This window comes from Pigmentiphaga sp. YJ18, assembly GCF_038066655.1.
Classification (GTDB): Bacteria; Pseudomonadota; Gammaproteobacteria; order Burkholderiales; family Burkholderiaceae_B; genus Pigmentiphaga.
In genome coordinates this window covers 2,544,591-2,567,147 of sequence record NZ_JBBUKU010000001.1, presented here as the reverse complement: position 1 = coordinate 2,567,147, position 22,557 = coordinate 2,544,591, and the positions used below count along the sequence as shown (strand labels likewise).

20 protein-coding genes are annotated in these 22,557 nt (G+C 67.7%); 7 read left to right on the top strand and 13 right to left on the bottom strand.

What is annotated here, in order from left to right; translation table 11 throughout:
* Positions 1 to 57: 57 nt before the first annotated feature.
* From WKR98_RS12315 to WKR98_RS12305, 3 genes are all read right to left on the bottom strand, one after another.
* Positions 58 to 1,125 (bottom strand): AI-2E family transporter, encoded by a 1,068-nt coding sequence (locus WKR98_RS12315; protein ID WP_341433317.1) that lies wholly within the window; start codon positions 1,123 to 1,125, stop codon positions 58 to 60.
* A gap of 13 nt (positions 1,126 to 1,138) precedes the next feature.
* Positions 1,139 to 1,753, bottom strand: a complete 615-nt coding sequence (locus WKR98_RS12310; protein ID WP_202865625.1) for a trimeric intracellular cation channel family protein — start codon at positions 1,751 to 1,753, stop codon at positions 1,139 to 1,141.
* Positions 1,754 to 1,861: 108 nt separating this feature from the next.
* Positions 1,862 to 2,764 carry a LysR family transcriptional regulator gene (locus WKR98_RS12305; protein ID WP_124688361.1) on the bottom strand — a complete coding sequence of 301 codons (903 nt, stop codon included), beginning with the start codon at positions 2,762 to 2,764 and terminating at the stop codon, positions 1,862 to 1,864.
* Between the two features lie 123 nt (positions 2,765 to 2,887).
* On the opposite strand from WKR98_RS12305, the gene WKR98_RS12300 reads away from it, so the two are divergent.
* The 4 genes from WKR98_RS12300 to WKR98_RS12285 all read left to right on the top strand — a co-directional run bounded on the left by WKR98_RS12300 (position 2,888) and on the right by WKR98_RS12285 (position 6,994).
* On the top strand, positions 2,888 to 4,147 hold the full coding sequence (locus tag WKR98_RS12300; RefSeq protein WP_124688360.1) for a flavin-dependent oxidoreductase: 1,260 nt from the start codon (positions 2,888 to 2,890) through the stop codon (positions 4,145 to 4,147).
* Positions 4,148 to 4,376: 229 nt separating this feature from the next.
* Positions 4,377 to 4,895 (top strand): VOC family protein, encoded by a 519-nt coding sequence (locus WKR98_RS12295; RefSeq protein WP_124688359.1) that lies wholly within the window; start codon positions 4,377 to 4,379, stop codon positions 4,893 to 4,895.
* Positions 4,896 to 4,930: 35 nt separating this feature from the next.
* Positions 4,931 to 6,142 (top strand): alpha/beta hydrolase, encoded by a 1,212-nt coding sequence (locus WKR98_RS12290; protein ID WP_341433316.1) that lies wholly within the window; start codon positions 4,931 to 4,933, stop codon positions 6,140 to 6,142.
* 96 nt (positions 6,143 to 6,238) lie between these two features.
* Complete coding sequence (locus WKR98_RS12285; protein ID WP_124688357.1) at positions 6,239 to 6,994, top strand: IclR family transcriptional regulator; 756 nt, start codon at positions 6,239 to 6,241, stop codon at positions 6,992 to 6,994.
* On the opposite strand, the gene WKR98_RS12280 is transcribed toward WKR98_RS12285, so the two are convergent.
* The 5 genes from WKR98_RS12280 to WKR98_RS12260 all read right to left on the bottom strand — a co-directional run bounded on the left by WKR98_RS12280 (position 6,987) and on the right by WKR98_RS12260 (position 12,677).
* Entirely contained in the window at positions 6,987 to 8,687 is a 1,701-nt protein-coding gene (locus WKR98_RS12280) for a TRAP transporter large permease (protein ID WP_124692252.1), read from the bottom strand. The genes WKR98_RS12285 and WKR98_RS12280 overlap by 8 nt on opposite strands.
* Before the next feature lie 2 nt (positions 8,688 to 8,689).
* Positions 8,690 to 9,313: a TRAP transporter small permease subunit gene (locus tag WKR98_RS12275; RefSeq protein WP_124688356.1), complete on the bottom strand. Its 624-nt coding sequence runs from the start codon at positions 9,311 to 9,313 to the stop codon at positions 8,690 to 8,692.
* A 109-nt stretch (positions 9,314 to 9,422) separates the two neighbouring features.
* Entirely contained in the window at positions 9,423 to 10,511 is a 1,089-nt protein-coding gene (locus WKR98_RS12270) for a TRAP transporter substrate-binding protein (protein ID WP_124688355.1), read from the bottom strand.
* Positions 10,512 to 10,701: 190 nt separating this feature from the next.
* Complete coding sequence (locus WKR98_RS12265) at positions 10,702 to 11,676, bottom strand: Bug family tripartite tricarboxylate transporter substrate binding protein (protein WP_124688354.1); 975 nt, start codon at positions 11,674 to 11,676, stop codon at positions 10,702 to 10,704.
* A gap of 86 nt (positions 11,677 to 11,762) precedes the next feature.
* A complete protein-coding gene (locus tag WKR98_RS12260; RefSeq protein ID WP_124688353.1) occupies positions 11,763 to 12,677 on the bottom strand; it encodes a ferritin-like domain-containing protein in 915 nt (304 codons plus the stop codon).
* A gap of 174 nt (positions 12,678 to 12,851) precedes the next feature.
* Between WKR98_RS12260 and WKR98_RS12255 the strand changes: the two genes are divergently transcribed.
* The 3 genes from WKR98_RS12255 to WKR98_RS12245 are packed head-to-tail and all read left to right on the top strand — an operon-like array spanning position 12,852 to position 14,874.
* Entirely contained in the window at positions 12,852 to 13,232 is a 381-nt protein-coding gene (locus WKR98_RS12255) for a RidA family protein (protein ID WP_124688352.1), read from the top strand.
* Positions 13,233 to 13,267: 35 nt separating this feature from the next.
* Positions 13,268 to 13,975 (top strand): TetR/AcrR family transcriptional regulator, encoded by a 708-nt coding sequence (locus WKR98_RS12250; RefSeq protein ID WP_341433310.1) that lies wholly within the window; start codon positions 13,268 to 13,270, stop codon positions 13,973 to 13,975.
* Positions 13,972 to 14,874: an alpha/beta hydrolase gene (locus WKR98_RS12245; RefSeq protein WP_341433308.1), complete on the top strand. Its 903-nt coding sequence runs from the start codon at positions 13,972 to 13,974 to the stop codon at positions 14,872 to 14,874. Before WKR98_RS12250 ends, WKR98_RS12245 begins: the two co-directional genes overlap by 4 nt.
* Positions 14,875 to 14,884: 10 nt before the next feature.
* On the opposite strand, the gene WKR98_RS12240 is transcribed toward WKR98_RS12245, so the two are convergent.
* The 5 genes from WKR98_RS12240 to WKR98_RS12220 all read right to left on the bottom strand — a co-directional run bounded on the left by WKR98_RS12240 (position 14,885) and on the right by WKR98_RS12220 (position 22,492).
* Positions 14,885 to 16,171, bottom strand: coding sequence for an MFS transporter (locus tag WKR98_RS12240; protein ID WP_341433306.1), 1,287 nt, complete (start codon positions 16,169 to 16,171; stop codon positions 14,885 to 14,887).
* Between the two features lie 12 nt (positions 16,172 to 16,183).
* A complete protein-coding gene (locus tag WKR98_RS12235; protein ID WP_124688348.1) occupies positions 16,184 to 16,789 on the bottom strand; it encodes a TetR/AcrR family transcriptional regulator in 606 nt (201 codons plus the stop codon).
* A gap of 61 nt (positions 16,790 to 16,850) precedes the next feature.
* Positions 16,851 to 20,003: an efflux RND transporter permease subunit gene (locus WKR98_RS12230; protein WP_341433303.1), complete on the bottom strand. Its 3,153-nt coding sequence runs from the start codon at positions 20,001 to 20,003 to the stop codon at positions 16,851 to 16,853.
* A gap of 23 nt (positions 20,004 to 20,026) precedes the next feature.
* A complete protein-coding gene (locus tag WKR98_RS12225; RefSeq protein ID WP_341433302.1) occupies positions 20,027 to 21,220 on the bottom strand; it encodes an efflux RND transporter periplasmic adaptor subunit in 1,194 nt (397 codons plus the stop codon).
* Between the two features lie 12 nt (positions 21,221 to 21,232).
* Positions 21,233 to 22,492: a TolC family protein gene (locus WKR98_RS12220; RefSeq protein WP_341433300.1), complete on the bottom strand. Its 1,260-nt coding sequence runs from the start codon at positions 22,490 to 22,492 to the stop codon at positions 21,233 to 21,235.
* Positions 22,493 to 22,557: the final 65 nt, after the last annotated feature.

Below are 22,557 nucleotides of genomic sequence, written 5' to 3'. Positions count from 1 at the left end.
ATTCCGCCATGCGGGCCGCCGGCCGTTCCGGAATTCCGCAACGGCCGGGAGGGAAGATCAGTTCTCGTCGGCGGAAGGCGGACCGTCTATCGACGAGAACAGGTCCCAGACCGCCATGAACAGCGCGGCGATCAGCGGCCCGATCACGAAGCCGTTGATGCCGAACAGCGCCATGCCGCCCAGGGTCGAGATCAGGATCACGTAGTCCGGCATGCGAGTGTCCTTGCCGACCAGGATGGGGCGCAGCACGTTGTCGACCAGGCCGATCACCAGGATGCCGTACAGCGTCAGGATCACCCCCTGCAGCACCGCGCCGGTCAACAGGAAGTAGATGGCGACCGGGCCCCAGATCAGTCCCGCCCCCACGGCCGGCAGCAGCGACAGGAAGGCCATTACGACGCTCCACAGCAGCGCGCCCTTGATGTCCAGGATCCAGAAGATCAGGCCGCCCAGCACGCCCTGGGTGATGGCCACGACGATGTTCCCCTTGACCGTGGCGCGCACGACCGCGATGAACTTGCGGAACAGATGGCGCTTGTGCTCCTCGGTCAGCGGCAGGGCCTGGCGGACCCGCGCCGACAGGACGGGTCCGTCGCGCAGCAGGAAGAACAGCAGGTACAGCATGACGCCCAGGCTGATGACGAACTGGAAGGTGTTCTGGCCGATGTTGAGCGCCTGGGTGGCGAAGAACTGGCTGCCCCGGGTGGCCATCTGGGCCAGTTTGTCCTGGACGCTGCTCACGTCGACGAGGCCGAAATTCTCGAGCAGGCTCCGCGCCGTGGGCGGCAGGGCCGTCATGGCCTGGTCCAGGTATGCGCGAAAGTCGATGTCGCCGGCCTTGATCTGTTCATAGAGCCCGGCCCCCTGGCTGACGATGGCGCCCGCGATGACCGAGACGGGGATGATGACGATGAGCACGCACACCCCCAGCGTGGCCAGCGCGGCCAGGTTGCTGCGGCCGCCGAACGCCGTCACCAGCCGCCGCTGCAGGGGGAAGAAGATGATGGCCAGGATGGCCCCCCAGAACACGGCGCCGAAGAACGGCCACAGCAGCCAGCCGAACGCCAGCGTGACCAGCACCAGCAGGAGCAGGAAGGTACGGTATTGCAAAGAGGTCTGGCTCATCGAGGACGTTCCTTCAATGTTCGGGAGGCGTTCGGGTCGTGAAGACGGGCAGGGTCAGGCTCCAGCGGATCGCCACCATGCGGAACAGAAACCCGGTGACCAGGGCGATGGCCGTGGCGTGGTCGTGGCCGATGCCGTAGCGCTGCAGCAGCACGTACAGCGTGCCGGTCGCCAGCGCGACGGATGCGTACAGGTCGCGGCGCAGGACCAGCGGCACCTGGTTGCAGAGTATGTCGCGCAGCAGGCCGCCGCAGATGCCCGTCACCATGCCCATCAGCACCACGATGGCGGGATGCGCGCCCGCGGCCTCGGCCACGTCGCAGCCGATCACGGCGAAGGCGACCAGCCCCAGCGCGTCCAGCAGCAGGAAGGCCATGCGCACCCGGTGCATGTACCGGACCAGGAACGCCGCTGCCAGGGCCGCGCCCACGGTGAAGAAAAGATATTCGGGATGGGCCACCCAGCCCAGCGGGTAGTGGCCGAGCAGCACGTCGCGGATGGAGCCGCCGCCCAGGGCCGTGACGGTGCCGACGACGCAGACTCCGAACAGGTCCATGCGCCGTCTCATGCCCATGATCGCGCCCGAGGCGGCCTCGGCGGTGATCGCGACCAGATAGATCACTTGCAGCAACATAAGCGTGGCCGGTGGGCCGTCTCCTTTTCCTGCGCGCCGGACGGACGCGCGAACCAGGCGGATTATCGCATCCGCCGGGACCGCCCTAGCCGGATGGCCGCCCTACCCGCCAACGGCCGGCAGCGCCTCCATCAGGGTCGCGCGAAAATCCTCCATGACAGGCGGCACCTTGAAACCGCGCCGCGTCACCTGATAGAGATCCAGGCTGACGGCGGGCTTGGCCAGCAGGTCGGTCGCCACCCGGTGCCGGTGGCAGGCCACCAGCGCGAACGTGGGGATGACGGCCGTGCCCAGCCCCGCCTCGACCATGGAGATCAGGGTCTCGAAGAAATTGAAGCTGGGGCGGTCCTCGTTGCCGCGTCCGATCTTCTCCAGGTGCGGCTCGATCAGCCGCTGGATGGGATTGGCGGGCGGCAGGCCGATCAATGGCACGTCGCGCAGGCTGGCCCAGGCGGCGGTGCCCACCGGTCGGCCCGGCGCCCCGTCGGTGGGCGCTACGCGCATCAGCCTGAACTTGCCCACCGGCGCCCGGTCCAGACCCGCCAGTGTCTTGAAGAAGAACCCCAGCCCGATGTCGGCCTCGCCGCCGGCGACCAGCGCCTCCACCTGCGGCAGATCGGCATCGGCCAGCCGCAGTTCCACGTGCGGATGGGATTGCTTGAACAGCTGGAAGACCCGCGGCAGGATGTTCGACGAAATCAGCGGCGTGGCGGCGATGCGCAGGGTCTGGCGCGCGCGCCGGCCGGCCACGCCCAGCTTGGACACCACCTCCTCCAGGTCGCCCACCACCCGCTGCGCCACCGGCAGCAGGTCGCGGCCGGCATCGGTCAGCACCACCATGCGGGTCGTGCGGTCGAACAGCCGGCAATCGAGCTGCTTTTCCATCTCGCGGATCATGATGCTGAGCCCGGCCTGCGTCATGTGGGCCTTCTCGGCGGCACGAGTGAAATTGCCGATACGCGCGACGTGCAGGAACACCTGTAACTGGCGCAATGAGAGATTCATAAAACTCTAATATGTATTCATATCATATCTAAACTTCAAAAATAATACGTTCTGGCGCCTAATACCAGCATCAGCGGTTCCCGGTCGGGGATCCGCGAGAAAGTTCTTCACGAGGGTGCGAACATGAGCAGCAAAGAAGACGTGGTCATCATCGGCGCCGGAATAGGCGGACTGACGCTGGCCCTGAGTCTCCACCAGGCCGGCATCGCCTGCCGCATCTACGAGGCCGCGCCCGAGCTGCGGCCGCTGGGCGTGGGCATCAACGTCCTGCCCCACGCGGCGCGCGAGCTGTCCGAACTGGGGCTGCTGCCCGAACTGGACAAGGTGGGCGTGCGCACGCGCGAATCGATCTTCTTCAACGAACACGGACAGTTCGTGTTCCGCGAAGCCGCGGGCCTGGCCGCCGGCTTCGACTGGCCGCAATACTCCATCCACCGGGGCGACCTGCAGACCGTGCTGTTCGATGCCGTCAAGCAGCGCCTGGGCCCGGACGCCGTGGTCTGCGGCCACCGCTGCACCGGCGCCACGCAGGACGCCGACTCGATCACCGCGCATTTCGTCTCGCCCGAGGGCGAACGCCTGCCCGACGTGCAGGCCCGCCTGCTGATCGCCTGCGACGGCGTGCACTCGGCCCTGCGCAAGCAGCTTTATCCGCAGGAAGGCGCGCCGCGCTATTCGGGCGTCAACATGTGGCGCGGGACCGCGGTATGGAAACCGTTCCTGAGCGAGGCCAGCATGGTGCGCGCGGGCTGGCTGGACGTGGGCAAGATGGTGATCTACCCCATCCGCAACGACGTCGACGGCAAGGGCGGCCAGTTGATCAACTGGGTGGCGGAGATCACCGATCCCAACCCGGCCATCCGCGACTGGAGCCGGCCCGGCAGGCTGGAAGACTTCCTGCCCGCCTTCGAAAACTGGCATTTCGACTGGCTGGACGTCCCCGCCCTGATCCGGTCCTCGGACTCCATCCTGGAATATCCGATGGTGGACCAGGATCCGCTGCCCACCTGGACCCAGGGCCGCCTGACGCTGCTGGGCGACGCCGCCCACCCCATGGTGCCGCGTGGATCGAACGGCGCGGGCCAGGCCATCATCGACGCGCGCTACCTGGCGGGCCAGCTGAAGCAGCGCGGCCTGACCGTGGAAGCCCTGCAGGACTACGACAAGGTCCGGGTCGCGGCGACCACGCAGGTGGTGCTGACCAACCGCACGAATCCGCCCGACGCCATCCTGCGCGAGGTCTTTGAACGCACCGGCGGCAAGCGCTTCGAGCAGCTCGAATCCATCGTCCCGCAGGCCGAGCTGCAAGCCATCTCCGACAACTACAAGAAAGTCGCCGGCTACAGCCCGGCCTCGCTGAAGGCCCGGCCCTCCTTCCTCTGACCCCGGCGCGGTCCGCGCCGGACCGCCCGACCTTCCCGAAGCCGCCCTGGAGGCGGCTTTTGTTTTTGCAAATTCGGAAACTATTGATAATTTTTATCGACACGAAAAAGCAATATTCAAATTAAAAGTATCTGATCTTGATACTTTTTTAAAATTAGCCGAGAATCGCTGCCATACCATCGACCGTTCCGGCACGGCATCCTCCGCTCCGGAAAGCAAGGAGACCCCCATGGCAGCGCTCGTTCCCATCCAAGGCCTGCATCACTACGCCTACCGGTGCAGGGATGCCGAGGAAACCCGTCATTTCTACGAGGACCTCCTGGGCCTGCCGCTCGCGCACGTGATCCGCGCCGACCACGTACCCAGCACCGGTGAATATTGCCCCTACGTCCACATCTTCTTCGAGATGCGGGACGGCTCCTACATGGCCTTCTTCGACCTGGGCGACGGCCAGGCGGCCCAGCCCTCGGCCAACACTCCGGACTGGGTCAACCACATCGCGCTGCAGGTCGAATCCGAGGCCGAACTCCACGCGGCCCGCGCCCGGCTGGAGGCAGACGGCGTCGAGGTCCTGGGCGTGACGGACCACGGCTTCGTCCGGTCCATCTACTTCTTCGATCCCAACGGCATCCGGCTCGAACTGACCACGCGCACGGCGCCCCCCGCCCGGCTCGATGAATTCAAGGCCTCGGCCCATGCCGAACTGGCGGACTGGATCCGCACCCGGCCCCTGGCCGCCCATCGCTAACCGCCTGCCCCGCCATCCACAAGGAAATCAGCGTCATGTCCACGCCGTCCAAGCACACCTTCGATCGCATTCCCGTCATCCTGCAATTCCGCGAGCCGGTCGAGATGGTGGAAACCTACGGCTTCAACGGCAGCCAGGGCTATACCGTGCTCGAGGGCCAGCGGCTGGTGCCGCGCGACGTGCCGTCCAAGGTCGTGTTCCTGTTCATGCATCCGGCCTCCACGCTGCAGCTCCTGCCCATGCCCGTGGCGCTGGCCGAGTCGGGCATGCACGTGCTGTGCGCCGGCAGCCGCTACGCCAAGAACGATTCGGCCCTGATCATGGAGAAGGTGGCGGCCGACCTGGGCGCCTACATGCGCTACGCGCGCGAAGAACTGGGCTACGAGAAGGTGGTGCTGGTCGGCTGGTCCGGCGGCGGCGCGCTGTCGCTGTTCTACGAGGCCCAGGCCGAGGCCCCCTCGATCACGCACACGCCGGCGGGCGATCCCTATGACCTGACGCAGGCGGGCCTGACGCCGGCGGACGGCATCATCTTCATCGCCGCCCACCTGAGCCGGCCGGAAACCCTGACCGAATGGCTGGACCCCTCGGTCCGCAACGAACTGGACCCCGAGGACCGCGACCTCGAACTCGACATCTACGCCCCCGACTGCCCCAACCGGCCGCCCTACGCGCAGGACTTCGTGGCGCGCTTCCGGGCGGAACAGCTGGCGCGCAATCGCCGCATCAGCGCCTGGGTGCTCGATACGCTGGACCGGCTCAAGCGCTCGTCGTCGGGCGAGCGGGAACGCGGCTTCGTGGTCCATCGCACCATGTGCGACGTGCGCTGGCTCGACCCCGCGCTGGACCCGAACGGGCGCAAGCCGAACTGGTGCTACCTGGGCGACCCGCGCGTGGTCAACTCCGGCCCCGCCGGCCTGGCCCGCTTCAGCACGCTGCGCAGCTGGCTGTCGCAATGGTCCTACGACCACTCCAACATCAAGGGCCCCGCGAACGCCGCGCGGATACGCCAGGTTCCCGTCCTGCAGATCGAGAACGAGGCGGACGACGCCGTGCCCGCCACCCACAACCCCCTGATCCATGCCGCGCTCGGCACCCCGGACAAGGAGTTCGTGCAGATCCAGGGCGCGACCCACTACTACCTGGGGCAGCCCCGGGAACTCGCGCAGTGCATGGAGACCATCATCGACTGGACCCGCCGCAAGATCGCGGCGGACTTCGAAGCTCCGGCCGCCGCGCCCCGCTGACCGGGCGGGCCGGCCCGGGATTGATTACCATCATGCCTGCGAGCGCGCCGGCCGGCATGGCCGGCGCGCCGAACACCGAGGTGCATCGATCCCGCCATGTCCCAGTTCGCCAAAGTCCTCCAGGTCCTGGACCTTTTCTCCGAAGCCAGGATCACGCTGGCGGCCGAGGAGATCGCCGACCTGCTCGACGTCTCCCGGCCCACCGCCTTCCGCTACGTCAAACAGCTATGCGAGACCGGCCTCTTGGCGAAGATCGCGGGGCGCTACGCGCTGGGCGCGAAGATCATCGAACTCGACTACCGCATCCGGCGGTCCGAACCCATCCTGCTGGCCAGCCGCGCCAGCATGCGTGAACTCGCCCAGCGCACGGCCATGACGGTCGTACTGTGCAACATCTATGGGGACGAGATCGTGCACAGCCACCATGAGCTGGTGGGCGAACTCACCCCCATGAGCCTGGACCGCGGCCATCTGATGCCGCTGTTCAAGGGCGCCGCCTCGGCGGTGATCCTGGCCAACCTCCAGGCCGCGCGCCTGAAGCGGCTGTACGAGCGCCACAAGGCCGATGCCGAGGTGCGGGCCATCGCCGGCGACTGGCCGTCCTTCGCCCGGCACTACAAGCGCATACGCAAGGACGGCCACTACGTCTCGCGCGAGGAGATCGACCCGGGCGTCATCGGCATCGCGGCGCCCATCTTCAACGATGGGCGCCACGTCGTGGGCGCCACCACCCTAGTCTACGAGAAAAAGCGCGAGAAGCTGGTGAACGAGGAAGGCTATGCCGAACTGGTGCGGCACTGCGCCGCGGCGGTGACCCAGGAGATCGCCGCCGCGGCGCAACGAGCTACTTGAAGTCGGCGTTCGGGTCCTTGCCCTCCTGCCCCGGCGCGGGCTCTTGCCCATAGACGCTGCCGCCGCCATAGCTTTCGCCGTAGGTGCTGTCCACCTCGATCTTGACGCTGCCCGGGTCCACCACGGCCCGGTCGCCCTTGTAGTGCATCACCAGTCCCGGCATCAGCAGCACGATGGCCACCATCAACAACTGGATCACGATGAACGGGATGGAGCCCCAGTAGATCTGGCCGGTGGTGACGCGGGCGATGCGCTTGCCCGTGACCTTGTCGAGATAGTCTTCCTTGGGCGCCACCGACCGCAGGTAGAACAGCGCGAAGCCGAATGGCGGATGCATGAAGGAGGTCTGCATGTTGACCGCCAGCAGCACGCCGAACCAGATCAGATCTATCCCCATCTTCTCGGCTACCGGCCCCAACAGCGGCACGATGATGAAGGCCAGCTCGAAGAAATCCAGGAAGAAGGCCAGCACGAAGGTCAGCACGCTGACGACGATCAGGAAGCCCCACTGGCCGCCGGGCACGGACGTCAGCAGGTGTTCGACCCACAGGTCGCCGCTGACGGCCCGGAAGGTCAGGCCGAACACGGTCGAACCGATCAGGATGAACACCACGAAGCAGGACAGCTTGGTCGTGGTGTCCATCGCCTGCTTGAGCAGGTCCAGCGTGAGGCGCTTGCGGATGAGCGCCATCGCGATCGCGCCCACCGCCCCCATCGCGCCGCCCTCGGTGGGGGTGGCCACACCGATGAAGATGGTTCCCAGCACCAGGAAGATCAGGAACAACGGCGGGATCATCACGAAGGTGACCCGCTCGGCCAGCGCCGACAGCCACCCCAGCCGCAGCACCTTGTTGGCCAGCGCGATGATGAAGGCCGAGACGCCCCAGATCAGCATGGTCAGCACGATGCGTTCGTCCACCGGCGCGGTGTCGTGTTCGAGATAGTTGCCGACCAGCGTGGCGATGCCCGCCGAAATGATCATCAGCACCAGCAGCGAGCGGCCGCCGCGCGTCCCGTTGGGTTCCTGGAAGCGGCGGGCCTCTTCGGGCAGGGCCGGCGCGCTGGCCGGCCGGAACAGCGACGCCAGCACCACGAACGCGACGTAGGCGCCGGCCAGCAGGAATCCTGGCAGCATCGCCCCCCGGTACATGTCGCCGATCGACCGGCCCAGCTGGTCGGCCAGGATGATCAGCACCAGCGAGGGCGGGATGATCTGCGACAGCGTGCCCGAAGCCGCGATCACGCCCGAGGCCAGCCTGCGGTCATAGCCGTAGCGCAGCATGATGGGCAGCGAGATCAGTCCCATGGAGATGACCGAGGCCGACACCACGCCCGTGGTGGCCGCCAGCATCGCGCCGACGAACACCACGGCGATGGCCAGCCCGCCCCGCAGCGTACCGAACAACTGCCCGATGGTCTCGAGCAGGTCCTCGGCCATGCCGGAACGCTCCAGCACCAGCCCCATCAGGGTGAAGAACGGCACCGCCAGCAGCGAATCGTTGGCGATGATGCCGAATACCCGCTGCGGCAACGCCTGGAACAGCACCGGAGTCAGCAGGCCCAGTTCGATGCCGATCAGCGCGTACAGCATGCCGTTGGCAGCCAACGCGAACGCCACCGGGAACCCCAGCAGCAGAAAGACCACCAGGTTGGCGAACATGATCGGCGCCAGGTTCGCGATCAGGAAATCGATCATCAGCGGCCTCCCTGCGTGCTGCCATGGACGGCGGCCTCGCGGGCCTGCGCCTCGCGGGCGATTTCCTCGGCCAACTCTTCCTCGGCGGTCTTGCCCCGCTCCCGCTCGCGCGGGTCGGGCCCCTTGCCCATCAGGAAGGCCACGCACTTGATCAGGTGCGACAGGCCGGCCAGCACCAGCAGGAAGAAGCCGACCGGAATCAGCAGCTTGACGGGCCAGCGCACCAGGCCGCCTGGATTGGACGACTGCTCGTTGGTCACGAAGGAATCGACGAACACGGGCCAGGACAGCCACATGATCAGCACGCACGCCGGCATCAGGAACAGGACGACCCCGAGGATCTCTATCCAGATCTGCGTGCGCTGCGACAGCTTCTGCGCGACGATGTCCACGCGCACGTGTTCGTTCTTCAACAAGGTATAGCCCGCCGCCAGCAGGAAGATGGCGCCGAACAGGTACCACTGCAGCTCGAGCCAGGCGTTGGAGCTGGTGTGGAAGACCTTGCGCACGATGGCGTTGCCCGCGCTGACGACGACCACCACCAGGGTCAGCCAGGTGACGGCCTTGCCGACGAGCTGGTTGAGCTTGTCGACCAGGCGGGAAAAAGCGAGGAGAGCATTCATGGTTGTGAACCGATGCTGAACGAAAAACGCCTGGCGCGAGGCCAGGCGAGCGATTCCTGCTTCCGGTGCGTGGCGGGGAACCTGGTAGGTAGCGCCACGCTGGTGTCCTTTACTTGCGGATGGTGGACATGTAGCCGTCGAAGTTGCCTTCGGCCACCCGGAACCATGGCAGCACGTTGCCGCGGAAGGCAACCATGCTGTCATAGACCTTCTTGAACTCGGGACTCTTGGCGCTCATCTCGGCATACAGCTTGTTGGACTCGGCATAGCAGGCGTCCATGACCGATTTCGGGAAAGCCCGCAACTGCGCCCCCTGCGAGATCAGCCGGCGCAGCGCCGCCGGATTCTCGGCGTCGTACTTGGCGATCATGTCGTTGGTAGCCGCGGCGCATGCCTGGTCCAACGCGGCCTGGTACTGCTTGGGCAGCTTGTTGTAGGCGTCCTGGTTCACGTACAGCGACACCTGCAGCGTGCCTTCCCACCAGCCGGGGTAGTAGTAGTTCTTGGCGACCTTGTGGAATCCCAGCTTTTCGTCGTCGTACGGGCCGATCCACTCGGCCGCGTCGATGGTGCCCTTCTCGAGCGCCGGATAGATGTCGCCGCCGGCGATCTGCTGCGGCACCACGCCCAGTCGGGACAGCACGGCGCCCGCGAAGGCGCTGACGCGGAACTTCAGCCCCTTCAGGTCCTCGACCGACTTGATCTCCTTGCGGAACCAGCCGCCCATCTGGGTGCCGGTATAGCCGCAGGGGAAGTTGACGACGTTGTATTTCTTGAAGACCTCGCGCAGCAGCTTGAGGCCGTCGCCGTGGCGCATCCAGGCGTTCATCTGGCGCGTGTTGAGCCCGAACGGCACCGCCGCGTCGAAGCTCAGCGTGGGATCCTTGCCGTAGTAATAGTAGGAGGCGCTGTGCCCGCATTCGATGGTGCCGTTCTGCACGCTGTCGAGCACCTGCAGCGCGGGCACGATTTCCCCGGCCGGAAAGGCGCGGATCGTGAACTTCCCGCCCGTGGCCTCGGACACGTACTTGGCCACGGCTTCGCCGCCGCTATAGATGGCATCGGCGCTGCGGGGAAAGCTTGAAGCAAGGCGCCAGGTCACGGTGGGCGCGTCCTGGGCGAATACTGGGGCTGCCAACGTCACGCCGCCAGCGGCGGCGCCCACGGTTGCCTTGGTCAGAAAGGAACGGCGGTGCATGTACGGGTCTCCCGGGTGGTTGTAACCCACGGGCGGCACCGGTCCTGTCAAGAGGTGTCACGAGACTGCAACCGATGCAAAACAAGTGCCACCCATAGGTAGGGCAAGTACATAATAGCGGGACGCTAGAGCACTGCATTCCTAAGGGAAACCCTGATTCCCTGAAAAGGGAATCGCCATGCACTCGCGTTCAGTCGGCGCCTATCCTGGCCTCCCGGACCACCCGCTTCCACTTCACCAGCTCGGATCGCAGCAGCTCTCCCAGTTGCTCCGGCGTGCTGGGTTCGGCCAGGGCCCCCAGCGACGCGAACTGCTGCTGGACCTCCGGCAACCGCAGGATGGCATCGATCTCGTCGTGCAGGCGCGCGACGATCGCCGGCGGCATGCCCGCGGGGCCGAACACGCCGGTCCAGACGTCGACCTCGCCCTCGGGCAGCCCCAGCTCGCGCAGGGTGGGAACGTCGGGCAGCAAGGGGCTGCGCCGGGGGCTGGTGATGGCGAGCGGACGCACCTTGCCCAGCCTGGCCTGGGGCGCCGAGGTCAGCACCAGGTCGAACATGGCGTCGACGTGCCCGCCCAGCAGGTCGTTCAGGGCCGGCGCGCTGCTTTTGTACGGGACGTGCAGCAGCGGAATGCGCGCGGCGCTCTTGAGCAGTTCCCCCGCCAGGTGGTTGGACGTGCCCGCGCCGGCCGACGCATAGGTGATGGGCTGGGCGCGCGACTTCGCCAGCGCCAGGAACTGCGAGAAATCCGCCGCCGGCAGCGAAGGATGGACCACCAGCACCAGGGGCAGCGAGTTCACCAGCGAGATGGGCGTGAAGTCCTTGACCGGGTCGAAGTCCACCCGGTTGATGAGCGGGTTCATGACCTGGGAACTGACGCCGCCATACAGGATGGTGTAGCCGTCGGGCGCGGCCATGGCCGCGTGCTTGACGCCGATCGCGGTGCTGGCTCCCGGCCGGTTCTCCACGATCACGGGCTGGCCCAGCCGCTGGCCGAGCTTCTGGGCCAGCGCCCGCGTCAGCACATCGGCGGTGCCACCCGGCGCGAAGGGCACGATGAAGCGGATCGGCCTGTCGGGGTATGGCTGCGCCCGTGCGCCGGGCAAGGCCATACAGGTGATCGAGATCCCGATTGCCGCTTGCATGCATAGGGTGCGTATCATGGTCGTATCCTAAAAAGCCGGTGGACAGCGCGCGAAACGTCGGCATCGACGGCCGGCCGCTCCTCGCGGGCGCCGGCCGCCACGGGTCACAACGTGTATTCGGGCAGGTCTATGCCCAGCTGGGCCGCCTTGCTCCGGATCTCGGCCAGCGTGGACACGAAGGCCTCGTGCTCGATGTCGGGAGGCGCCGCCCCCAGGCCGGCCTTGGCCACGACAAGGTCGAGCCGGGCGAACAGGTCCTGCTCCTCGTTGACGTTGGACGACGAGTGGAACCCGCCCAGTTCGATATTCTCGATGACATCGATCATGGCCGTCCTCACGTTCTCGCGCACCTCGTCCGAGACCTGCGGCAGGCGATACGCCAGGTACTCCCAGCCCATGCCGATGTGGCGGACTTCGTCGGCCAGGATGCGGCCCAGGACGGCCCGCGCGACGGGGTCGGTGGTGTGGTGATAGCGGACGCGGAAGATCTCGACCGCGAAGTATTCGCTGACGCAATGCCAGCACGCCAGCACGGCCTCGGGGGTGTAGTCCGGATTCATGCCGCGTTCGCGCAGGCCCGCCACCAGCCGCTTGCGCGGCGCTCCTTCCGGCGGCTCCGACAGGTAGCCTCCCAGCTTCTCGGCCATCATGTAGGAGGCCTCGATGTGCTTGGCCTCGTCCATGAACTTGGTCGCCAGGGCCAGCTTGATCATGCCGGGCCGGTCCCCCTCGAAGGCGAAGCGCAGCAGCACGGTGGGCGATTCGGCCAGGCCGGTGTATTCGCTCCAGGCGCGCCGGCTCCAGAAGACCCGGGCGGCGTACAGCTCTTCCTCGGTGTACTTGCCCAGGTCCAGCTGGTTCCAGGGAATGTCCGTGACCGGATCCCAGTTCGATCCCTTGGCGACGGTCCAGATGCGTTCGACGCGGGGCAGCATCTCCCCCAGGTTCAACGGAAACCGCTGCTCGCGGATTCCGGGAAAGCCGGTGACGGGAATGAAAGACGACGGCTGTGCGGACATCTTGGCTCCTTGTGATTCCGTTTTTTCATAACTAACCAACTGATTAGTTAATAGTCTAGAAATCAGGAGGAAGCCATGTCAAGAAAATTCTTCCATCCATGATCTTTGACATGATCAACGGGTGCTGCTTAGAATTAACCAACCAGATAGTTACTTAACAACAGGGAGACCAGCATGATCACCAAGACCCCCCTGGGACCCTCGGGCCGCCCCTACTCCCAGGCGCTGGACGTGGCCGGCGGCAAGCGCATGGTCTTCGTATCGGGCCAACTGGCGCGAGCCGATCCGGAGCATGCCCATCATCCCGGCGACCTGGGGCGGCAGGCCCGCGAGATCTTCGCCAACATGGATACGCTGCTGCGCGAGGCGGGCGGATCGCTGGCCGACGTGGTCAAGATCACGGCCTTCCTGACGACGCTGGACGGCTACGCGGACTATTCCGCGATCCGCCGCGAAGTTTTCGCGGATCCCCTGCCCGCCAGCTCCACGGTGCAGGTCTCGTCCCTGGTCACGCCCGGATGCCTGATCGAGATCGAGGCCATCGCGATACTATGAACGCCGTTGGCCGCCCCCTTCGCAAAGAATCCTCCATGGCATCACGCACTCCGTCACCCCGCCAGAAGGCCGCCCCCGCCCCGCGCAAGGCCGTGCGCGACAGCGTCGCCACCCGCAGCGCGATACTCGACTCGGCCGAGAAGATCTTCGCCCGCGATGGACTGCGCAGCACCCGCACCGAGGAAATCGCCGCGGGCAGCGGCGTCACCAAGGCGATGATCCACTACTACTTCGACACCAAGGAAGCCCTGTACCAGGCGGTGCTCGACCGCGTGTTCCAGGACCGCGAACAGGGCATGGACTTCAGCTCCCTGCGCAAGCTTCCGCCGGTCGACGCGTTGCAGGCCTTCGTGGAAAGGCTGCTTCAGCAGATGGTCGCCAAGCCCCACCTCGGCCCGCTGTTCGCGCTGGAGAACATCCAGAACGACGGCGCCTTCTACAGCCGCAACGGCGGCAAGCTGTACCGGACGCTGGCCGACATCCTGGAACGCGGCGTGGCCGACGGCTCGTTCCGGCAGCAGGATCCCGGCCATGCGGCCGTCAACATCATGGGCGCCTGCGTGCACTTCTTCAACGTGTCCTCGAACATCCGGACACTGTGGCCCAAGGACAAGGCCGACTCCACCGCGTCGATGATCAACCACTGGCGCGCCGTGGTCGAGTTCGTCATGTGCGCGGTGCTGGCCCCGCCGCCGGGTCCGCGCGCCAGGAGTCCGCGCCAGCCGCGGCTGGCGGCCCTATGAACCCGGCTCAGGCGGTGGACGCGCTGCTCGCGCGCATCGGCCCGGCCTGGGGCGACGACATCCGGACGCATCGGGACCAGGTGCTGGATGCCTACGCGCCCTTGCTGGACGCGACGGCCGCGGCGGGCCCGGCCTGCACGCGCGGCCTCGCCTACGGGCCCGACCCGCGCCACGTCCTGGACATCTACCGCGATGCGGCCTTTGCCGGCCCCCTGCCGGTCGTGGTGTTCATGCATGGCGGCGCCTACGTGCGGGGGGACAAGGACATCGCTCCGCGCGTGTACGCGAACGTCCCCACCTGGTTCGCCCGGCAAGGCTACCTGGGCGTCAACCTGGAGTACCGGCTCGCGCCCGGCGCGCCCTATCCCGGCGGCGCCGAAGACCTGGGACGCGCGCTGGCGTGGATGCGGGAGAACATCGGCGCCCACGGCGGCGACCCCGGCAGGATGTTCGTGATCGGCCACAGCGCGGGCGGCACGCACGTCGCCCACCATGCCCTGGACCCGCGGCTGCCCTACCGGGGCACGGAGCTCCGGGCGGCGGCCATCCTGTCCGGCCGGCTGCGCGCCGATGCGCTGCCCGCCAACCCCAACGCCGCAGGGGTGCGCGCGTACTTCGGCAACGACGAGAGCCGGTACGAGGCGTTGTCCCCGGTCAGCATGGCGACGCCGGATGCCATCCCGCTGTTCGTGGCGATCGCCGAATACGAGAACCCGCTGCTGGACGTCTACGGCGCGGAGTTCTTCCATCGCCTGCGGGCCTGCGGACACCGGGCCAACCAGTTTCTCATGCTGCCACGCCACAACCACATGTCCATCATGGCCCACTTCGACACGGGCGAGGACTTCCTGGGGCGCCAGCTTTGCGGCTTCTTCGCTCGGCACGGCGCCGCCGCGTGAACGCGGCGGCTCAGGCCGCGGCCAGGCGGGGCGCCGCCGGCCGCCGTATCAGGAAGACCACCAGCGCGGCCAGGATGCACGCCGCGCCCGCGGCATACAGCGCCGGGGTATAGGTCAGCATCTGCGTGCGGACCAGCCCCGCGCCGTACGCCGCGATCGCGCCGCCGATCTGGTGGCCGGCGAACACCCAGCCGAACACCATGCCCGCTTTCTCCTTGCCGAACTCGGCCGCCGCCAGCTTGACGGTGGGCGGCACGGTGGCGATCCAGTCCAGGCCGTAGAACATCGCGAACAGCGACAGTCCATACAGCGTGAACTCCGAGTGCGGCAGCCAGAACAGCGACAGGCCGCGCAGGCCGTAGTACCAGAACAGCAGCTTGCGGTTGTCGTAGCGGTCGGACAGCCAGCCCGAGAGGATGGTACCGACGAAGTCGAACGCGCCCATCATCGCCAGCACCGAGGCGGCGGGCAGCGCGGCCAGGCCGAAGTCCCCGCACAGCGAGATGAAGTGCGTCTGGATCAGGCCGTTGGTGCTCAGGCCACAGACGAAGAAGGTGCCGAACAACACCCAGAACGTCCGGTTGCCGGAGACGCCGCGCAGCACCTGCAGCGGCGCCAGGAAGGACAGGCGCGGCAAGGCGGGCGCGGCCACCGGGGCTTGAGGATCCGCGCCATAGGGCGCGAGGCCGAGGTCCTGCGGACGATCGCGCACCAGCAGGAACGCCAGCACGGCCACGGCCAGGCAGCACGCCACCACCGGCGCCACCGCCATGCGCCAGCCCACATGCTCGATCAGCCATGCCGCGGCCGGCAGGAACACCAGTTGCCCCGTGGCCGCGCTGGCCGTCAGCAGGCCCAGCACCAGTCCGCGCCGCTGGTCGAACCAGCGCGTGGCGACCACCGCGCCCAGCACCACGGCCGTCAGGCCGGTGCCGAATCCCAGCAGCAGCCCCCACAAGGCGATCAGGTGCCAGACCTCGGACATGCGCGTGGCCAGCAACAGACCGAAAGCCACCAGGACCATGGCCGTGCACATGATGCGGCGCAGGCCGTAGCGTTCCATCAGGATGGCGGAGAACGGCCCCATCAGGCCGAACAGCGCGAAGCGCAGCGCCAGGGCCGACGAGATCTGGTCGACGTTCCAGCCGAACTCGCGGGACAGCGGTTGCAGGAAGGCGCCGGGCAGGCCCAGCGCCGCCGACGACGACAACATGGTCAGGAAGGCCAGCGCCACCATGATCCAGGAAAAGTGGATGCCTCGCCGGGCCAGCCAGCGCGATACGGGATGGGCGAACACGATGTGGTCCTGTCAGGGCGTGGGAAGGGAATCGTCCGCGGGCAGCAGGTGCCTGCGGGCCGCTTGCAGGATCTGGTCGGAAATGGGGTCGGCCGCCGTGGCCCGCGCCATCAGCAGCGCGCCCACCATCAGGGACAGTTCGACCAGCGCCCGCTCGCGGTCCGCCGCCTCGTCGCCACTGCCGCGCAGCGCGGCCAGCGAGGCAACCAGCCCATGGATGCCGTCGACGTAGCTCTGATGCACCGGCTTGCCGGCGGGTTCCCGGGCCACGTCCACCGCCAGCGATGCCGCCGGGCAGCTGCCGCCGGCGTTGTCGCGCGCCTTCGGCGACAGATAGGCCTCGACGATGAAGCGCAGCGCGGCGGACGCGTCGGCCGCGCTGGCGGTCCGCTGCCGCCAGCGCTCCAGCGACGTGGCGAAGGCCTTGGCGCAGGCGGCCGCCGCCAGCGCGTCCTTGGACTCGAAGTGTCCGTAGAAGCCGCCGTGGGTCAGGCCCGCCGCCGCCATGAGGTCGGCCACGCTGACTCCCTTGATCCCCTGTTCCCGGATCAGGCGCGCCGAGGCTTCCTCGATGGCGGCGCGGTTCTTTTCGGCCTGCTGTCGCGATACGCGGGGCATGTCGCCCTCCTGTGCATGGAGGGCGAATAATAAATGATGACTATAATTTATTCAATAGATGTCAATTATCATTTATTTTCCCCTCTTCGCGCGCCCGGCGCCGGTAGGCCAGCCGGTAAAGCGTGGGCAGGACCAGCAGGGTCAGGGCGGTGGACGAGATGATGCCGCCTATGACGACCGTCGCGAGCGGCCGCTGCACCTCGGCGCCGGTGCCGGTCGCCAGCGCCATGGGCACGAAGCCCAGCGACGCGACCAGCGCGGTCATCAACACCGGCCGCAGGCGGGTGGCGGCGCCCAGGCGGACCGCGTCGTCCAGTGGATGGCCTTGCGCCCGGAGCGACCGGATGAAGGACAGCATCACCAGTCCGTTCAGCACGGCCACGCCCGAGAGCGCGATGAAGCCGACGGCCGCGGAAATGGATAGCGGAATGCCGCGCAGCCACAGCGCCAGCATGCCGCCGGTCAGCGCGAAGGGAATGCCGGTGAACACGATCAGGCCGTCGCGCAGGTTGCCGAACATCGCGAACAGCAGCGCGAACACCAGCAGCAGCGAGATCGGCACGACCCATTGCAGGCGCTCGGTGGCGGATTGCAACTGCTCGAACGTGCCTCCCCAGGCCGTCCAGTAGCCAGGCGGAATGCGCACCGACGCCTCGATGCTGTCCTGGGCATCCGACACGAACGAACCCAGGTCGCGGCCGCGCACGTTGGCGCTGACCACGATGCGCCGCTTGCCGTCCTCGCGGCTGATCTGGTTGGGGCCAGGCGCCAGTTCGAAACGGGCCAGCTCGGCCAGCGGCACGAAGGCCACGCGCGCCTGGCCCTCGCCTCGCGGAAGCGCCACCGGCAGGCGCTTGAGCGCCTCGATGTCGCCCCGCACGTCGTCGGGCAGGCGCACCAGGATGTCGAACCGCCTGTCGCCCTGGAAGAAGATGCCCGCCTCGCGCCCTCCCACCGCGGTGGCGATGGTTTCCTGCACCTCGGCCAGGCTCACGCCATAGCGGGCGGCCTTCTGCCTGTCGACCTCGATGGTCAGCATGGGCAGGCCGGCGGTCTGCTCGGCCTTGACCGAATCGGCGCCGGGCAGACGCGCCATGACCGCCGCGATCTCGGCCGCCGTGCGTTCCAGCTGCGCCATGTCGTCGCCGAAGATCTTGACGGCGACGTCGCTGCGCACGCCCGAGATCAGCTCGTTGAAACGCATCTGGATGGGCTGCGTGAACTCGTAGTTGTTGCCCGGCACGCCCTCCACCACCTTCCGGATCGCGGCCACCACTTCTTCGTGGGAGCGGCGCGGCTGCGGCCAGGCGTCCAGCGGCTTGAGCATGACGTAGGTGTCGGCGATATTGGGCGGCATGGGATCGGAAGCGATCTCGGCCGTCCCGATCTTGGCGAACACCCGTTCCACCTCGGGCACCTTGGCGACCTGCCGCTCCAGTTCCTCCTGCATCGCAATGGCCTGGGTCAGGCTGGTGCCGGGAATCCGCAGCACCTGCACCGCCACGTCGCCTTCGTCCAGGCTGGGAATGAACTCCGCGCCCAGGCGCGTCGCAACGGCCAGCGCCAGGGCCACGGCCACCGCGCCGAAGGTCAGCACCACCGGCGTGTTGGCCAGCGAACGGCTCAGCAGCGGCTCGTACAGCCGGCGTGCGCCGGTCATCAGGCGGTTCTCCTTCTCCTGCACGCGGCCGTTCAACAACAATGCCACCGCGGCCGGCACGAAAGTGATCGACAGGATCATCGCGCCCAGCAGCGCCAGCACCACGGTGATCGCCATGGGATGGAACATCTTCCCTTCCACGCCCGTCAGGGCGAAGATCGGCAGGTAGACGATCATGATGATGAGCTGACCGAAGATCAGCGGCCGCCGCGCTTCCTTCGAGGCCTCGAACACCTCGGCAAAACGCTCGGCGCGCGTCAGCGTCCGGCCCGCCGCGGCCTGGGCATGCGCGATCCGCCGCACGCAGTTCTCGACGATGACCACGGCGCCGTCGACGATGATGCCGAAGTCCAGCGCCCCCAGGCTCATCAGGTTGGCGCTGACCTTGTAGGACACCATGCCCGTGAAGGTGAACAGCATGGACAGGGGAATGACCATGGCCGTGATGAGCGCCGCCCGGATGTTGCCCAGGAACAGGAACAGCACGACGATGACGAGGATCGCGCCTTCCAGCAGGTTTTTCCTGACCGTGGCGATGGCCTTGTCGACCAGCGTGGTGCGGTCATATACCGTCGCGGTCTTCACGCCCGGCGGCAGGGTCTTGTTGATGGCCGCGAGCCGCTCGTCCACCGCCCGCGACACCGCGCGGCTGTTCTCGCCTATCAGCATGAACACGGTGCCCAGCACCACTTCCCTGCCGTTCTCGGTGGCGGCGCCGGTGCGCAGTTCGCGGCCCAGCTGCACGTCGGCGATGTCGCGCACGCGTATGGGCTGGCCCTGGGCCTGGCTGACAATGACCTCGCGGATGTCCTCCAGCGATCCGACCTGCCCGGGCGCGCGCACCAGGTATTGCTCGCCGCCCCGCTCGATGTAGCCGGCCCCGACGTTGACGTTGTTGCGCTCCAGCGCGGCCACCACGTCGGCCAGCGTCAGCCCGTGGGCCGCCATGCGTTCCAGGTTGGGCGCGACCAGGTATTCCTTCGCGTAGCCGCCTATGGTGTTGACGTCGGTCACGCCCGGCACCGTGCGCAGCTGCGGTCGGACGACCCAGTCCTGGATCTCGCGCAAATCCGCCAGCGTGTAGGGGCTGCCGTCCGGCTTGCGCGCGCCGGGCTCGGCCTCGACCGTCCACATGTAGATCTCCCCCAACCCGGTCGAGATCGGCCCCAGGGTCGGCGTGACGCCGGCCGGCAGGGCCTCGCGCGCCTCCTGGATGCGCTGGTTGACCAACTGGCGGGCGAAGTGGATGTCGGTATCGTCGCGGAAGATGACCGTTACCTGCGACAGGCCGTAGCGCGACAGCGACCGCGTCTGCGCCAGGCCGGGCAGGCCCGCCATGGTGGTCTCGACGGGATAGGTGATGCGCTGTTCGGTCTCCAGCGGCGAATAGCCCGGCGCGGAAGTGTTGATCTGCACCTGGACGTTGGTGATATCGGGCACCGCGTCGATGGACAGGCGGGTGAAGTTGTAGAGGCCCAGCGCGACCATGCCGAATACTGCCAGCATGACCAGCCATCGTTGCTCGATGGCGAACCGGATGATCCGTTCGAACATGAGAGTCTTCCTGTCTGGCGGGTCTAGTGGGTATGCTCGGCGCTGGCCTTGCCCAGCTCGGCCTTGAGCGTGAAGGTATTGGTCTCGGCGTAGCGCGAGCCGGGGGCCAGGCCCTCCAGCACTTCCACCCGCAGGCCGTCGCGGCGGCCGGTCTTCACCGGCTGCGCCTTGAAGCCGCCGGGCACGACGGTGAACACCACGCTGTCATCGCCCACCGTCTGGATGGCATCGGCCGGCACGGCCAGGGCCACGGGCTCTTCGCCGCGCAGCACCTTGACGGTGATGAAGAGCCCGGGACGCCAGGCCATGCCGGGATTGGCCAGCGTGACGCGGGCGGTGGCGGTGCGGGTCTGCGCGCCCAGCAGCGGGCCGACGTAGGACACTTCCCCCTGGGCCGTCTCGTTCAGGGCGGACGAGGAAATGCTGACCTTCTCGCCCACGCGCACGGCCGCCAGGTCCTGCGGAGCGACGATGAACTCGGCCCAGACCGTGCTCAGGTCGGCGATGGTGAACACGGTGGTGGTATCGCCCACCGCCTCGCCCATGGCCATGTGTTTCTCGACCACGGTGCCGTCGAAAGGCGCGCGCAGTTCGTACTGGTTCAGCGCGGGCGCCCGGCCCGCCGCGCCCACGGCCTGGAGCTTCTGCGCGGCGTTCTGCACCGCGATCCTGGCCTCTTCCCGCGCGGTGCGCGCCTGCAGGTAGTCCTGCTCGGCGGACACCCGCTCTTCCCACAACTTCTTTTCGCGCACGAAGGTTTCCTCGGCCAGGGTCTCGCGCTTGCGCGCGGCCAGCAGTTCGCTGCGCAGGTCCGACAGCGACGTGCTGGCGATCGCGGCCAGCACCTGGCCCTTGCGGACCTGTTGCCCCAGGTCCGCCGACACGCGCTCGACGATGCCGGCCAGCCGGGGCACGACGTGGGCCGTGCGGTCTTCGTTGAAGCGTATCTCGCCCGGGAACTCGCGGGTCGGCCGCAGCACTCCCGGGCCAGCCTCGGCCGTGCGTATGCCGGCCGCCTGGACCTGGGCTTCGCTCAGCTTCACCAGGCCGTCATCGGCGTGCTCGTCGGCCGATGCGCCGGCCGGCGTCTCGCCGCCGTGGCCGTGGCCGTCTTCCTCGCCATGCGGCGCGGGCCAGAACAGCACGCCGGCCACCGCCAGCGCGCCCGCGATCAGGATGGCCGCCATCGCGGCCTTTTGTTTTTTCGTCGTCGACATGACAGGATTCCTTCAGCGGCCCAGCACGCGGTCGATCGCGATGGCGGCCTGGTAGGTGTCGGCCAGCACGGCCAGATAGCGGATGCGGGCCTGGAACAGCGTGCGCTGCGCGTCCAGGACGTCCAGGAAACCGGACTTGCCGGCCTCGAATCCGCGGGTGGCGGCTTCATAGGCGTCGCGCGCGCCGGGCAGCACCGTGCCGCGCAGCGCGTCGGCGCTCTTGCGCGCCAGTTCCAGTTGCGCGGAAGCTTGCCGCAGCTCGTGGGCCAGCCTGACTTGCATGGCGCGATGCACGTCGCGCGCCTGGTCTGCGCGCACCGTGGCCTCGTACAGATTGCCCTGGTTGCGGTCGAACAGCGGCAGCGGAATCGACACGCCCAGCAGGGTCTGGTTGCGCCCCAGCTCATTGTTGCGCTGCGTACCCGCGGTCAGCCGCACGTCCGGGTAGCGCTTGCTGCGCTCGACGCCGATCACGGCCTCGCGGCGCTCGATCTCCAGCCGGTGCGCCGCCAGTTCGGGCGCCTGCTCCAGCTCCCGCAGCAGCGCATCGACCGGCGCGCGCGCGGGCAGCACGTCCAGGCTGCCCACGGCCTGGCCGAAGCGCGGATCGGGTTCGCCCCACAACGCCCCCAGCGCCCGTCTTGCCTCCTGCACGCGCGCTTGCGCCGTCTCGACCTCGAGGTCGGCATTGGCCCGCTCGACGCGGGCCCGCGTCTCTTCCAGCGGCGGGACCTTGCCGGCCGCCACCCGCCGGGCCGCGATGTCCGCCGCCCGGGCCGCCACCTGCGCCGACCCGTTGGCCAGCGCCACCCCTTCCTGCGCGATCAGCAGGTCGAAAAAGGCGGCCACCGTGGCCGCGCGCAATTGCGCACGCGCCCGCGTGAACTCGGCCACCGCCACGGTCTGCGCCCGCTCCGCCGCCAGGATGCGCGCGGAACGCTTGCCGCCAAGCTCGATGGGAATGCCCAGCTCCACGCTGGTGGTGCGCGAATCGCGTCGCGTGTCCTCGACGGCGAACGAGATATCGGGATTGGGCAGGACCCGCGCCTGGACGACGCCGCCCTGCAGGGCCTCGGCCTCCTTGGCGGCGGCCGCCAGTGCCGGGTTGCCCGCGGCGGCCATGGCCAGCGCCGCCTCCAGGGTCAGCGGGCCGCCAGCGGCGGGTACCTGGTCAAGAATGGGAATAGGAACGGGATCGGGCCGCGGCTGGGCCACGACCATGGGGCTGGACAAGACGGCCGCCAGCCCGAGCGGCCATAGAAGTCTGCGCATCGAATTGCACCTGGAAAACGGTTCCGTGAATTCGGCGAGACGAAAGTAGCGGGGGGAACGGCTGC

Bases quoted from the DNA above. Each gene is read 5' to 3' on its own strand.
- WKR98_RS12315 (WP_341433317.1), bottom strand. From the start codon at position 1,125: ATGAGCCAGACCTCTTTGCAATACCGTACCTTCCTGCTCCTGCTGGTG.
- WKR98_RS12305 (WP_124688361.1), bottom strand. From the start codon at position 2,764: ATGAATCTCTCATTGCGCCAGTTACAGGTGTTCCTGCACGTCGCGCGT.
- WKR98_RS12300 (WP_124688360.1), top strand. From the start codon at position 2,888: ATGAGCAGCAAAGAAGACGTGGTCATCATCGGCGCCGGAATAGGCGGA.
- WKR98_RS12295 (WP_124688359.1), top strand. From the start codon at position 4,377: ATGGCAGCGCTCGTTCCCATCCAAGGCCTGCATCACTACGCCTACCGG.
- WKR98_RS12290 (WP_341433316.1), top strand. From the start codon at position 4,931: ATGTCCACGCCGTCCAAGCACACCTTCGATCGCATTCCCGTCATCCTG.
- WKR98_RS12285 (WP_124688357.1), top strand. From the start codon at position 6,239: ATGTCCCAGTTCGCCAAAGTCCTCCAGGTCCTGGACCTTTTCTCCGAA.
- WKR98_RS12275 (WP_124688356.1), bottom strand. From the start codon at position 9,313: ATGAATGCTCTCCTCGCTTTTTCCCGCCTGGTCGACAAGCTCAACCAG.
- WKR98_RS12270 (WP_124688355.1), bottom strand. From the start codon at position 10,511: ATGCACCGCCGTTCCTTTCTGACCAAGGCAACCGTGGGCGCCGCCGCT.
- WKR98_RS12265 (WP_124688354.1), bottom strand. From the start codon at position 11,676: ATGATACGCACCCTATGCATGCAAGCGGCAATCGGGATCTCGATCACC.
- WKR98_RS12260 (WP_124688353.1), bottom strand. From the start codon at position 12,677: ATGTCCGCACAGCCGTCGTCTTTCATTCCCGTCACCGGCTTTCCCGGA.
- WKR98_RS12255 (WP_124688352.1), top strand. From the start codon at position 12,852: ATGATCACCAAGACCCCCCTGGGACCCTCGGGCCGCCCCTACTCCCAG.
- WKR98_RS12250 (WP_341433310.1), top strand. From the start codon at position 13,268: ATGGCATCACGCACTCCGTCACCCCGCCAGAAGGCCGCCCCCGCCCCG.
- WKR98_RS12245 (WP_341433308.1), top strand. From the start codon at position 13,972: ATGAACCCGGCTCAGGCGGTGGACGCGCTGCTCGCGCGCATCGGCCCG.
- WKR98_RS12235 (WP_124688348.1), bottom strand. From the start codon at position 16,789: ATGCCCCGCGTATCGCGACAGCAGGCCGAAAAGAACCGCGCCGCCATC.
- WKR98_RS12230 (WP_341433303.1), bottom strand. From the start codon at position 20,003: ATGTTCGAACGGATCATCCGGTTCGCCATCGAGCAACGATGGCTGGTC.
- WKR98_RS12225 (WP_341433302.1), bottom strand. From the start codon at position 21,220: ATGTCGACGACGAAAAAACAAAAGGCCGCGATGGCGGCCATCCTGATC.
- WKR98_RS12220 (WP_341433300.1), bottom strand. From the start codon at position 22,492: ATGCGCAGACTTCTATGGCCGCTCGGGCTGGCGGCCGTCTTGTCCAGC.